At 29.1% G+C, this 13,749-nt stretch carries 12 protein-coding genes; 11 read left to right on the top strand and 1 reads right to left on the bottom strand.

The features are described 5' to 3' along the window. Positions 1 to 5 precede the first annotated feature (5 nt). Positions 6 to 1,340, bottom strand: a complete 1,335-nt coding sequence (gene mgtE / locus ABNK64_RS02290; RefSeq protein ID WP_349763365.1) for a magnesium transporter — start codon at positions 1,338 to 1,340, stop codon at positions 6 to 8. Positions 1,341 to 1,496: 156 nt separating this feature from the next. Here mgtE and rsmB point away from each other — a divergent pair, with 156 nt between their 5' ends. The 11 genes from rsmB to uxaC all read left to right on the top strand — a co-directional run bounded on the left by rsmB (position 1,497) and on the right by uxaC (position 13,729). Further along, entirely contained in the window at positions 1,497 to 2,807 is a 1,311-nt protein-coding gene (gene rsmB, locus ABNK64_RS02295; RefSeq protein WP_349763341.1) for a 16S rRNA (cytosine(967)-C(5))-methyltransferase RsmB, read from the top strand. Beyond that, positions 2,801 to 3,436 (top strand): O-methyltransferase, encoded by a 636-nt coding sequence (locus ABNK64_RS02300; RefSeq protein ID WP_291256048.1) that lies wholly within the window; start codon positions 2,801 to 2,803, stop codon positions 3,434 to 3,436. Before rsmB ends, ABNK64_RS02300 begins: the two co-directional genes overlap by 7 nt. Before the next feature lie 132 nt (positions 3,437 to 3,568). After that, positions 3,569 to 3,895, top strand: a complete 327-nt coding sequence (locus ABNK64_RS02305; RefSeq protein ID WP_291256047.1) for a hypothetical protein — start codon at positions 3,569 to 3,571, stop codon at positions 3,893 to 3,895. 24 nt (positions 3,896 to 3,919) lie between these two features. Then, positions 3,920 to 7,438: a chromosome segregation protein SMC gene (gene smc / locus ABNK64_RS02310; protein WP_349763342.1), complete on the top strand. Its 3,519-nt coding sequence runs from the start codon at positions 3,920 to 3,922 to the stop codon at positions 7,436 to 7,438. 70 nt (positions 7,439 to 7,508) lie between these two features. Further along, on the top strand, positions 7,509 to 8,531 hold the full coding sequence (gene lpxK / locus ABNK64_RS02315) for a tetraacyldisaccharide 4'-kinase (RefSeq protein ID WP_291256045.1): 1,023 nt from the start codon (positions 7,509 to 7,511) through the stop codon (positions 8,529 to 8,531). Further along, positions 8,521 to 9,315, top strand: coding sequence for a hypothetical protein (locus ABNK64_RS02320; RefSeq protein ID WP_349763343.1), 795 nt, complete (start codon positions 8,521 to 8,523; stop codon positions 9,313 to 9,315). Before lpxK ends, ABNK64_RS02320 begins: the two co-directional genes overlap by 11 nt. Before the next feature lie 9 nt (positions 9,316 to 9,324). Then, positions 9,325 to 9,774, top strand: a complete 450-nt coding sequence (locus ABNK64_RS02325) for a PTS sugar transporter subunit IIA (RefSeq protein WP_291256043.1) — start codon at positions 9,325 to 9,327, stop codon at positions 9,772 to 9,774. Beyond that, positions 9,771 to 10,334, top strand: a complete 564-nt coding sequence (gene nadD / locus ABNK64_RS02330) for a nicotinate (nicotinamide) nucleotide adenylyltransferase (RefSeq protein ID WP_349763344.1) — start codon at positions 9,771 to 9,773, stop codon at positions 10,332 to 10,334. The genes ABNK64_RS02325 and nadD overlap by 4 nt, the downstream gene beginning before the upstream one ends. Before the next feature lie 168 nt (positions 10,335 to 10,502). After that, the gene (locus tag ABNK64_RS02335) at positions 10,503 to 11,195 is read left to right on the top strand and encodes a GntR family transcriptional regulator (RefSeq protein ID WP_300341087.1); all 693 of its coding nucleotides are present in this window, start codon (positions 10,503 to 10,505) and stop codon (positions 11,193 to 11,195) included. Positions 11,196 to 11,222: 27 nt separating this feature from the next. After that, complete coding sequence (locus ABNK64_RS02340) at positions 11,223 to 12,119, top strand: AEC family transporter (protein WP_300341090.1); 897 nt, start codon at positions 11,223 to 11,225, stop codon at positions 12,117 to 12,119. Between the two features lie 203 nt (positions 12,120 to 12,322). Continuing rightward, the gene (uxaC, locus tag ABNK64_RS02345) at positions 12,323 to 13,729 is read left to right on the top strand and encodes a glucuronate isomerase (RefSeq protein WP_349763345.1); all 1,407 of its coding nucleotides are present in this window, start codon (positions 12,323 to 12,325) and stop codon (positions 13,727 to 13,729) included. Positions 13,730 to 13,749 lie beyond the last annotated feature (20 nt).

Consider the following 13,749-nt stretch of genomic DNA (forward strand, 5'->3'; position numbering starts at 1 on the left):
TTATATTAAGCTAAATGTAAATAGTGAGTTGATACCAAGAAAAATACTATCAAGGCACAGGCATCAATTATAGTTGTAATTAAAGGACTAGCCATAATTGCTGGATCTAATTTAAATCCTTTTGCCACTATTGGAAGAGTACTTCCCACTCCTTTAGCTATTATTATTGTAATAAATAAACTTAAAGATATTGCAAAAGATACTGTATAGTCTATGTCACTTAAGTAATAGATTATTAAAAAGTTTACTACTGATAAAACTAAACCAATAACTATACTTACTCTTAACTCCTTCCAGAATATCTCTTTAATATCTGATAGTTCAATCTCTTCTAAGGCGATACCTCTTGTAATAAGAGTAGAAGCCTGAGCTCCTGCATTTCCACCTGTTGACATTAGCATAGGTATGAATGAGATCAATACCATAGCTGATTGTAAAACTCCCTCATATGTCCTAATTATTATCCCTGTAAAAGTTGCAAGTATCATTAAAATTAAAAGCCACCCTATTCTCTGTTTTACCAAAGAAAAAACTGACTCTTTCAAATACTCTTCATCTGATGGAGCCATTGCTGCCATCTTTTGTAAATCCTCTGTGTACTCCTGATCAATAACGTCAACTACGTCATCTATCGTGATAATTCCAACTAGTCTATCTTCATTATCCACAACTGGCATAGATGTCAAGTCGTACTTTCTAAAGTCTGAAGCAATATTTTCCTGATCATCAGTTGTACGACAACTTATTACATTTGTCTCCATTGCCTCTATAAGTGGTATATCATCATCTAAGAAAATCAATTTCTTTAATGATATATACCCCACAAGTTTTCTCTGATTATCTATTATATAACAGATATCAATTGTCTCATTATCAATTCCAAATCTTTTGATAGAGTGTAATGCTTGTCCAATATTCATATCATTTTTTAGTGAAACATACTCAACTGTCATAACACTACCAGCACTATTTTCTGGATATCTTAAAAACTGATTTATAAGATTTCTCATATCAGATGTAGTATTTTGTAAAATCTTGTCTACTACATTAGCTGGCATCTCCTCAATAAAATCCACAGTGTCATCAATAAACATATCATTTATGATATTACGTACCTCTTCATCAGTTATATTTTCAATGATCTCCTGCTGTTTATCAGAAGAAAGATAGCTAAAGATATCAGAAGATAAACTCTTAGGTAAAATTCTAAAAAGTTTCAACCCCTGTTCTCTACTCATATCCTCGAAGTATTCAGCTATATCAACTGGTTGCATATCAGCTAATACCTCTCTAACTTTGTTTAGTTGATTCGTCTCTAATAAATGAAAAATATCTTCCAACGGAACCTCCATGTATAAAACCTCCATATATAAAAATCTCTCTTATTATAGATTACCATTTTAATTTAAAAAAGGCAAATAAAAATTCTATATTACTACAAATTAATCCTTAAATATTGTATAATATAAGTGAATGAAAAAATTAGGAGGCTAATAATGAATATAAAAGCTAGAGTTATCAGCTTAATTAAAGAGGTTGAAAATGGAAAATATTCCAATATAGCTCTCAATGAGTATTTTAAAGATAATGCTCTATCAAAAAAAGAGAGAGGATTTATCACTGAACTTTTTTACGGAGTGATTAGAAATAAAATTTTCCTTGATTATGAGATTGAAAAGAGGACTACATCTGTAAAAAAAGATTGGTTAAAAAATATGTTAAGAATCTCTATGTATCAGATGAGTTTTATGAATAGTGATGATAAGGGTGTCATTTGGGAAGCCACAGAACTATCTAAGAAAAAGTTTGGTGTCCCTGTAGGAAAATTTGTAAATGGAGTTTTAAGAAGTTATCAAAGAGAGTGGAAAGATGATGTAAAAGATTTAAAAGAGAGTGGAAAAGCTCATATCTATCTATCATATCCACAGTGGTTTTATGAAAAACTTATTGGTGAATATGGTGTTGAAGAGGGAGAGTTATTTCTAAAATCTCTAAAAAAAATACCCTATATCAGCTTTAGAGTTAACACTTTAAAATATACAACTGATGAGTTTGAAAAATTATTACAAGAGAAGAAGATTGATATTATCAAAAAAGTCGATACTGTTTACTATGTTGACTCTGGAATATTACTATACAGTGACGAGTTTAAATCTGGAAAGATAATTGTTCAAGATGGCTCTTCATATCTTTCAGCTAGAAACTTAGCTCCTAAAAGCGGGGAGTCAGTCCTAGATACTTGTAGTGCACCTGGTGGAAAAACAGCAGTTTTAGGGGAACTTATGAAAAATGAAGGAGAGCTTTTAGCTCTAGATATCTATCCACATAAATTAAAACTTATAGAGGAAAACTGTAAAAAGTGTGGTATTACCATAGTTCAACCTGTAAAGATGGACGCTAGAAAACTTAATCAACAGGGAAAAAAGTTTGATAAAATTTTAGTAGATGCACCTTGTAGTGGATATGGTGTACTTAGAAAAAAACCTGAAGCTATATATAATAAAGACTCTGAAAACGTAGAAGAACTTGCTAAGTTACAGTTTGAAATCTTAGAATCAGCCTCTCAAATTTTAAAAGAGAGTGGTGAGTTAGTATATAGTACTTGTACTATTTTAACTGAAGAAAATGGTAAAAATATTAAAAAATTTTTAGAAAAATACCCTGAATTTACTACAACTGATCTCTATATTCCTGAAAATGTAAATGGAACTTTTGATGAGGTAGGTGGATTCACTGTAGATTATAAAGAGGAGATCCTAGATGGATTCTATATCGTAAAATTAAAAAAGAGAGGAAAAGAATGTTAGAAGAGTTAAAAGAAGCAAATAGATATATAATTGATAAGATTAAAGAGAAGGACACACTTATTCTTGAGATGGAAAAATATGCTGAAGAGTTTAATGTTCCTATTGTGACAAAAGAGGTAGCTGAATACTTAAAATTTATAGTTAAAAGTCACCAATTTAAAAATGTTTTAGAGGTGGGGACTGCTATTGGTTACTCTGGAATCCTTATGGCTAGAGAGATTCAGAAAAATGGTGGAAAGCTATATACCATTGAGATTGATGAGGAAAGATTCAATCTAGCTCAAGAAAATTTTAAAAAATCTAATTTAGATAATATAATCTCTATTAAGGGAGATGCTGTAGAGGAGATTAAAAAAATTAATGATAAGTTTGACTTTGTTTTTATAGATGCCTCAAAAGGACACTATATGGAATTTTTTGAAGATTCTTATAAACTTCTTAATGAAAATGGAATCATATTTATCGACAATATTATGTTTAGAGGTTATCTGTACAAAGAGTTTCCAAAAAGATTCAAGACAATAGTTAGAAGATTGAATGAATTTATTGACTATCTCTATGAGAGAGAGGGAGGGGAGTTTGTACTTCTTCCTTTTGGAGATGGAATAGGGCTATACAGAAAAAAATAGTTGTATCTTACTGAGGAGAAGAGTGGATTACAAGCACTCTTCTCCTTTAATATTTCTAAAATATTTACATAGTAGATAGGTTAAAAATATGGTATAATTTTTTAACAGAAGATTTTATTGTAAGGAGATTATATGAGTAAAAATTTAAATGATATAGATATTAAAGTTATAAAATTTCTCTTATCTGCTGGTGTCTATAGTGAATTAGCAATAGTTAAAAACTTAGGAATCAGCTATGAAGAGTTATCTCAATCCTTTGAAAGACTTACAAAAGAAGGATACTTAGAAACATATGAAGAGTTTCAAAAGAGAGAGAATGAGGAGTGTTCTACTTCATCTGGTTGTGGTGGTTGCTCTAAAGATAAAAAAAGTTGTGGTTCATGTTGCTCTAACGCTCCAAAAGATTACTCAGATGTAAAGGTAATTACTTGGAAAGCAATAGATGAATTTCAAGAATAAATTACTATATTACAGGGGGCATAAATGTTTTTAAAAGCAGTAGAAATTTTTGGTTTTAAATCCTTTGGAGAAAAGGTTTATATAGAATTTAATAGAGGGCTTACCTCAATTGTTGGTCCTAACGGAAGTGGTAAATCAAATATACTTGATGCAGTACTTTGGGTATTGGGAGAACAATCATATAAAAATATAAGAGCGAAAGAGAGTGCAGATGTTATATTTTCTGGTGGAAAAGATAAAAAACCTATGAATTTTGCAGAAGTTTCTCTTTATATTGACAATAACGATCGTTTTTTACCTGTGGAAAATGACGAGATTAAAATCACTAGAAAACTACATTCAACAGGTGAAAATGAGTACTTTATAAATGATACAAAAACTAGATTAAAAGATATTGGAAATCTATTTTTAGATACCGGAGTTGGTAAAAGTGCTTACTCTGTAATTGGACAAGGGAAGGTCGAAAGAATAATAGGCTCATCTTCAAAAGAGATAAAAAGTATAATTGAAGAGGCTGCTGGAATCAAAAAATTCCAAAGTCAAAAAAATGAAGCTGTTAAAAATCTAGAAAATGTTGATTCAGAGTTAGAAAAGATTGATTTAGTTCTAAAAGAAGTGGGAGAGAATAAAGAGAGAGTTGAAAAACAAGCTGGTAAAGCTCAAGAATACCTTAATCTAAAAGAAAACAGAGACTCCCTTGCTAAAGGAATATACAGTTGTGAATATGAAGCTAAAAACTCCGATCTTTCTAGAGATCTTTCAAATTACGAGAAATTATCTGAAGAGAATTCAAATCTACAAGTTGAATTTCAAGAGATAGAGAAAAGATTAGAAGCTATTGATGAAGAAAAAGCCACTTTGAAAAAATATATTGAAGAGAATGGAGATAAAAATCAAGAGTTAAAAAAAGAGATTGATGAGAAAGAGAGAGAGAAAGTAAGGGTTGTTGAGAGATGTGCTAGTTTTAAAAGAGAGATTGTTGAAAAAGAGGAAAGCTCTAAGCAAAATCACACTAGACTAGAAGAAAAACAAATTGTTCTTAATAACTTAGATAAAGAAGCGTTGGAGATAGAAAATAGAGTTAAAACTCTCTTTGAAGAGAATCAAGTTTTTGAAAATGAGATAAAAAATTTAGAAAAAGAGAGAGAAAACTTCAATATAGCTAGAGAACTTAAGAAAAAGAGAAGTATGGAGCTAGAATTAGAAAAAATGAAACTCCTAAATGATATTGAAAATTCTAGCAGAAGAGCTAAAGGAAGTAGCAATAAGATTGGCTCATTGCAAAAGGAGTTAGATGATAGTAATAAAAAAATGGAGATAGCTGAAAAAGAACTTGCTCTATCTAAAAAATCTAAAGAGGAAAAAGTATTAACTCTTGAAAAAACTAAGGAGAGAGGTGTCTTTTTAGAGAGCGAGATCAGTAAATGTAGCCAAGAGATGAATAGACTTTCAGAGATTATTAGAACCTCTGAATATGATGAAAAGAGATTTTCAGCTAAGCTCCAAGCTCTACTTAGAATGGAAGAGAACAACGAGGGATTCTTCAAAGGAGTTAAAGAGGTTTTAAACAGTAAAATTCCTGGAGTGGAAGGAGTTTTCATCTCACTTGTTAACGTTCCTGAGAAATATATGAAAGCCATTGAAGCTGGTGTACCTGGAAACATACAGGATATAATTGTTACCACAAGTGACGTAGCTAAAAAAGCTATCAACATCTTAAAGGAAAAAAAGTCTGGAAGAGCCTCTTTTCTAGCCTTAGATACAATTAAAGTAACACCTAAAAAAGAACCAAATATAAATCTTCCTGGAGTGATTGGATTAGCTTCAAATTTAGTAAATACAGAAGCAAGATTTAAAATTGTTGCTGATTTTATTTTAGGAAATCTTTTAATAGTTGAAAATATGGATACTGCTTTAAAAATCATAAAAAACTCTATGTTTGGTGGAAATGTTGTAACTCTTGCTGGAGAGCTATTAAGTTCTAGGGGTAGAATTACAGGTGGGGATTCTGGTAACTCCACTGCTAGTCTCCTATTCGAGAGAAAAAAAGAGATCAAACAACTTAAGGAGCAGGTTGAAAAACTACAGACTTCTATTACTCAAGGAATAGAGAAACAGAACAAGATAAGTAAGGATCTTGAAAATTATGAGAATGAGATAGATAAATTAGACTCTACTCAAGAGGATTTAAGAAAGCAGTGCAGAATTGCACAAGAGTATTTTGAAGATTGTAATTCAAAAGTTGAAAGAATCAGTAAAGAGATTAGAACAATAAAATTAGAACTTGAAGATGAGATAAGATATAACGAGGAGTTTGAAAAGAAGATTATAAACTCTAATAGCGAAAAAGAGAGAATTGCCACTATCATTGAAAATCTCAAAAAAGAGGAAGAGGAAGATATTGTTAAAGCTCAAGAGATCAATGTTATTATAAATAACAAAAGAGAGGAATTTGCTGATAAAAAGATCATCTTCCTAAACTCTCAAGATAGAGTTAATCAAATTGAAAAGGAGAAGGAGAAGGAGAAAAGAGAGTTTTTCCTACTCTCTTCTGAGATAGAAAATTTAAAAAATAAGATCTCTCAATTAAGAGTTGAAATTTCAACTCTTGAAAAACAAGAGGAGAGTTTGACTTCTGAAATAAATGAGAGAGTTTTAAGATATGAGAGTGAAAATAGTGAGATCACTCTGAAAAAACAGACTAATGAAAAACTACTAGAGGAGGAACATACTCTACTAAAAACAAGAAAAGAATTGGATAGCTATCTTCTACATAAAAAAGATAGTTTGAACAAATTAAATGAATCTATTAATAGATTGAAACTAGATATTGAAAAATTAGGTGAAAACCTTGAGTCTCTTGAAGATATAAAAGGTTTAGAAATTGATATAACTAATTTAAAATCAGAAAAGGAGAGATTTAAAACTCTAGATAATCAACTAAGAAACTTCCAAGCTGTAAATCTACTAGCAATTGAGGAGTTTAAAGAGTTAAATGAAAAATATACATTCTTGACTACACAAAGAGAGGATTTAGTCAACGGTAAAACTGTATTACTAAATTTGGTTAAAGAGATAGATACAACTATTCACGATAGATTCTTTACAGCATATAAATCTATTGATGAAAATTTTAACAAGATGTGTATGGAAACTATTAACAATGCTGAAGGAAAGTTAATCTTAAATAATCCTGATAACTTTGATGAGTGTGGTATTGAGATATATATTAAATTTAGAAATAAAAAAAGACAATCTCTATCTTTACTGTCTGGTGGAGAGAAATCAATGGTAGCTATTGCTTTTATTATGGGAATCTTTATGTTCAAACCAAGTCCATTTACGTTCCTTGACGAGATCGAAGCTGCTCTTGATGAAAAGAATACTAGAAAACTTATTGGAAAACTAAAGGAATTTACAGATAGATCTCAATTCATCTTAATTACTCATAATAAAGATACAATGAGAGAATCAGAGAGTATTTTTGGTGTAACTATGAACAAAGAAATAGGAGTTTCTAAAATAGTACCTGTAAGGTTTTAGAAATACCTTGACTTTTTACTTTTACTAGGGGTACAATATAGAGTAAAACATTTTTATTCGAGGAGTAATAATGAGGATATTATCATATATATATTATCTCATCACCTCTTTTAGGAATTTTCTCTTTGATAAAGAGATACTTCCCATAAAAAGAGTTGACGGAGTAGAAGTTATCTGTATAGGAAATATAACGGTAGGGGGTACTGGTAAAACCCCTGCTGTACAATACTTTGTTAAAAGACTACAAAAAATGGGAAGAAAAGTAGCTGTGGTTTCTAGAGGATATAGAGGTAAAAGAAAGAGAGAACCACTTCTGGTCAGTGATGGTTTTCAAATATTTGCAACCCCTAGAGAGAGTGGAGATGAGCCATTTATCCACGCTTTAAACCTCAAAGTTCCCATAATTGTTAGCTCAAATAGATATAAGGCTTGTATGTTTGCTAAAAAACATTTTGATGTTGATACCATTGTACTAGATGATGGATTTCAACATAGAAAACTCTATCGTGATAGAGATATTGTCCTTATTGATGCTACAAATCCTTTTGGTTGGGGGGAACTTCTTCCTAAAGGTATGTTAAGAGAGGATTTTAAAAAGGGAGCACAGAGAGCTTCTGAATTTATAATTACAAAATCTGATTTAGTTAGTGAAAGAGAAGTTGAAAGAATAAAAAAATATTTAAAGAAAAAGTTAGGTAAAGAAGTTTCCACTGCTAAACATGGAGTTACATCTCTTTGTGATCTAAAAGGAAATCAAAAGCCTTTGTTTTGGGTAAAGGGAAAAAGAGTTTTACTATTTTCTGGTCTAGCAAATCCTTTAAATTTTGAAAAAACTGTGATCTCTCTTGAACCTTCTTACATAGAGAGAGTGGATTTTATGGATCATCACAATTTTAAAAAGAAGGATATTGAACTTATACAAAGACGTGCTGACAGTATGAAAGCATCTTTTATAATTATGACAGAAAAAGATCTTGTTAAGTTACCTACTGATATGCCTATGGAAAACTTTTTTGTACTTAAAATAGAATTTAAACTGTTGGAGGATAATAGTTTAAAAGGAATTGGAGGAAATAAAGAAAATGCAATTTGATATGCTTAATATAATTAAAGAGAAGAATGAGCAAGAGCTTGTAGCACTTTTAAAAGAGTATGGAAAGATTCAACTTTTAAGTGAATCTGCTCAATTTTTAGATAAAAGAGCATATATTACTGTTGATACTTTAGGAAATCTAAAGAGAAAAAGAGGTAGTTTAGCCCTTCCTGTATCTACTTTTTTAGACGAAGCTGAGCTAATTGCTGAGATTATTGATTCAAGTGATATAAAAGAGAGACAAAATTACGATAAAATTGAAAGATTTTCTAGTTTAGATATTGAAAAAGTGAGATTAAACTTAATAAAAACACTGTTTAATGGAAGCTATGACTTTGCTAAAAAATATGGAAAAGAACTTTTTTTAAGAGATAGAGAGGCGTTTTTTAAGCTTCTTGCTAACTTCTCTCTAATAGGAGAGAGCAGTAACTTAAAACCTTTAATGGTTCTTGCTCTAAAAAGATCTATGCTTGAATTTGATGAGAATATATTCTCACTATTTATCTCTTATTTTAGTAAGTATAGAGATAATACTTCTAACTATGAAAAGAGTCTAGATATTAGTATTGAAATTTCAGATCTTAAAACAATGCTTAGAGATAAAAAAGAGCTTCTTAACTCACTTGAAGGTTTAGGAATACTATCTTCTCTAGCTCTTTTAGAGGAGATAGAAGTGGATAATTACAACAGATCTCTAAATAAATTAAAATTTGAAATTGAGAATACAGTTTCATTTACTCCATTAAATGAGAGAGAAAGAAAGCTTTTAAACTATTTTTTGTAGGAGGAGAGTATGTTACAATATTTAAACAGTAAACTAATAACTTATATTGAAGGGAATCCTACTAAAGAAGAGGCTTTAAAAATGTTAGTTGAGCTTATTAAAAAAAATAGTGATGCTCTCAATGATGAGAATAATTTTTATGAAAATATATTGGCTAGGGAAGAGTTAGGAAGTACTGGTATTGGGCAGGGAATTGCAATCCCTCACGCAAGAAGTGAAAAGATAAAAAAATTAATTGTAGCTATTGGACTACTTAAAAATGGTGTAGATTTTAACTCATTAGATGGAGAAAAGGTTAAACTAATAATTCTAGTCGGATCTCCAAAAGGACAAAATAGAGAGTATCTCTCTTTGGTTTCTGAGCTGATGAGAACATTTAGAAATGAGAAGTTGAGAGAAAATGTCATCTGCACTAATAATTATCAAGAGCTTTTAGAAGCTATTGCGGAGTTAAAATGAAAATAGGAATCTATGGTGGTAGCTTTAATCCAATTCACAATGCTCATATAGAGATTGTTAAATTTGTATTAGATAAACTTAAACTTGATAAAATAATTATAATTCCTGTTGGAACAGCATCACATAGAGATGATATAGTAGTTGAAGGAAAACTTAGAATGAAAATGTGTGAATTAGCCTTTGAAAATGCAAAAAATATATCAGTATCTGATATTGAGATAAATGAGCATAAAGTTTCATATACCATTGATACACTTTATAAAATTATCTCTCTATATGGTGAAGAAAATGAGTTTTTTGAGATTATTGGCGAGGATTCTGCTAACTATTTCTCAACTTGGAAAGAGTATGAGAAAATTTTAGAACTCAGTAAAGTAGTGGTATTTAGAAGAGAGGGATACTCTAGTGATATAAGTCATAAAAATCTTATCTATCTCGATACTCCTCTCTATGATATATCATCTACTATGATTAGAAAAAAAATACATAACAATGAGGATATTTCTAAACTAGTTCCTGAAAAGGTAGCTAATTTTATAAAAGAGAATTCTCTATATTAATCTAATAAACTGATAGAAAAATCTCTTCTTTACATAAAGGAAGAGATTTTCTTTTCAAAAAATAATCATAAAATAAATATTTATATATTCTGCAACTCAATAAATATTGCTTTTTTCTAAAGTTTGATGTAGAATAAGGAGAAAATCATTGGTGAAAGAGGATGAGGAATGGATTTTAAAATAACAGAGAAAATTAAAGGAGAAAGTAGCAAACAGTATACTTATCGAATTTTGAAAGATAGTATTATGAATCTATCTTTAAAGCCTGGAGAAGCTCTCAGTGAAATAGAGATCAGTCAAGCTTTAAATGTTAGTAGAACTCCTGTAAGAGAAGCAATTGTAAAATTAAAAGAAGAAAAATTGATTAATGTTTTTCCTCAAAAAGGATCGCTAGTCTCAAAAATGAATTTAAAGCTTATAGAAGAAGCTGTATTTTTAAGAGAAATTTGCGATAAAGAGATGCTTAAAATGGTATGCTCTAGAAAAAATAATGATTCTTTAATTAAAGAATTAAGAAAAAATTTAGAATATCAAAAAATAATTGTAGAATTTGAAGAAGATATATATGAGTTTTTTAGATTAGATAACAAATTCCATGAAATTATATATGAATTTTGTAATAAATTGAATATTTGGAAAGCAATTAAAAAACTAAGTACTCATTATGATAGATTACGACTTTTCGACGTTATTGAAAAAAAGAATCTTAGAGACATACTAGTTCAACATGAAAAAATAATAGATATTCTAGAAAAAAACAGTTTTGAATCTATTGATGATATGGTTACAGAACACTTATTTAATTTTAAAGAGATGTTGGGAATATTTATTGAAAAATGCCCAAACTATTTTGAAAAATAAAACTTATTTTAAATTTTAGGAGAGAGTGTGTTAGATATAATCTTTGAAAAATTATTACCTATAATATTATTTTTTATTATTGGTTATATATTAAAAATATTAAAAATCTTATCAAAAGAAGAGGCTTCTATCTTATTAAAGTTAATTTTCTATTTAACAAATCCTGCAGTAATTATTCTATCTGTAAGTTCAATGAAAATTTCTAAAACTTTAATATACTATCCAATTTCAGCTATTTTTATTCATTGTATTATGATTTTTTTAGGTTTTTTTATTTCAAAACTTATAAATCTAAGTGAAAATGAACGAAAAATATTTAGAGGTGGAACACTTATAATGAATATGACTTTTATTCTCCCCTTTTTTATAATGTTCTTCGGTGAAAAAAACGTTTATCTCCTTTCTCTTTTTGATGCTGGAAATTTAATAATGGTTACAACAGTAGTATATTCCATATTTATTACTACAAAAAACGACGATATTAAAGAGAAAATTCTCAAAATTCTTAAATCTCCTTTAATAATAGCTTTAGCCATAGGAGTTATTATTAATATCACTGGATTTAAAATTCCACTTGGAATTAAAATAACTCTTCAACAAATTGCAAATATCACTGGTGTTTTAATAATGATAGCTCTTGGAGCATATTTTACACCAAAATTTACTAGATTGAAATTAAGTTTAATTATAATAGGATTAAAAATTGGTGGAATTCTAGTTGTTGGAACACTTATAGGAAGGTTGCTTCCTCTAGATGAGATGGGAAGAACTATTATTTTATTAGGGGCTCTTTCTCCTATTGGAAACAATATATTAACCTATGTTTTTATAACTGACGGAGATATGGATTTAGCTATAAATGTAGTTTCTCTTTCAATAATTTTAAGCTTTATAAATGTATCATTACTTTTAATATTTAGATAATGGCTTTTTGACTAGGGCTGTTGCAATAGAATTTGCAATGGCCCTAGTTTTATTTTACAAAAACAAAACACTTTTGAAATTTGTACTAAAACAGTATTTTTCTTTTAAAAAACAAATTATTGTGTAAAAAACAGTTGACATTATAACAAAAATATTATAACATACTAGTATACAAGTATGTAAGTTAATTGGAGGTAATATATATGTATAAATTTATGGATGAAGATTTCCTTTTAAAAACAGAAGTTGGTAAAAAGTTATATCATGATTATGCAAAAAATATGCCCATTTTTGATTATCATTGTCACTTAAATCCTAAAGAAATTTCTGAGAATAAAAATTATAAAAATTTGACTGAAATTTGGCTTGCTGGAGATCATTATAAGTGGAGAGCTATGAGAAGTAATGGAATAGATGAGAAATATATCACTGGAGATGCAGATGATTTTGATAAGTTTATGGCTTTTGTAAATACTATTGAATATTGCTTTGGAAATCCATTATACCATTGGTCTCATTTAGAATTAAAAAGATTTTTTGGAATAGATCTAGTAATAAATAAAAAAAATGCAAAGGAGATTTGGGATAGAACAAATGCATTATTAAATACTCCAGAATTTACAACAAAAGAACTAATAAAAAAATCAAATGTAACAGCTTTATGCACTACAGATGATCCTATTGACTCTCTTGAATATCATCTTGAGATTTCAGAAGATAAAGAATTTGGTGTAAAAGTACTACCAACTTTTAGACCAGATAAAGTTTTAGGAATAGAAAAAATTGGTTTTAAAGATTACATAAACAAGCTTTCAGAAGTTTCAAATATGAAAATAGATTCTTTTGAAAAATTGGTAGAAGCATTAAAAATTAGAATTAAATTCTTTGTAGAAAGAGGTTGCTTAGTAACAGATCACAGTCTTGAAGAACCTTTCTTCCAATTAGCTACAAAAGAGGAAGTAGAGGAAGTATTTAAAAAGTCTTTAGAAGAAAAAGAAGTAAATAAAAAAGAGATAGAAATGTATAAAACTGCTATATTCTTAGAGTTAGCTAGAGAGTATAAAAAATATGATTTAGGAATGCAGTTACATATGGGAGCTCAAAGAAATAATAACACAAGAATGTTTGAAAAATTAGGAGCAGATATTGGAATGGACTCTATAGGAGATAATAACTATGCTTATTCTCTTTCTAGATTATTGGATGAGTTGGAAAAAACTATGGAATTACCGAAAACAATATTATACTGTTTAAATCCTAAAGATAATGAAGTGTTAGGAACTATGATCGGAAATTTCCAATGTGGAGAAATGCCAGGTAAAATGCAATTTGGTTCAGGTTGGTGGTTCTTAGATCAAAAAAATGGAATGATAAATCAAATGACTACACTATCTTGTTTAGGATTATTAAGAAGATTTATAGGAATGCTAACTGACTCTAGAAGTTTTATATCTTACACAAGGCATGAATATTTTAGAAGAATAATGTGCAATTTAATAGGAACTTGGGTAGAAGAGGGTGAAATTCCTTATGATTTAGAAATCCTAGAACCAATGATCAAAGAAATTTGTTATTTAAATGCAAAAAATTACTTTAAACTAAAAGATTAAAATATAAATAAATTTAAGGA

Source organism: Fusobacterium sp. SYSU M8D902, from assembly GCF_040199715.1.
Classification (GTDB): domain Bacteria; phylum Fusobacteriota; class Fusobacteriia; order Fusobacteriales; family Fusobacteriaceae; genus Fusobacterium_A.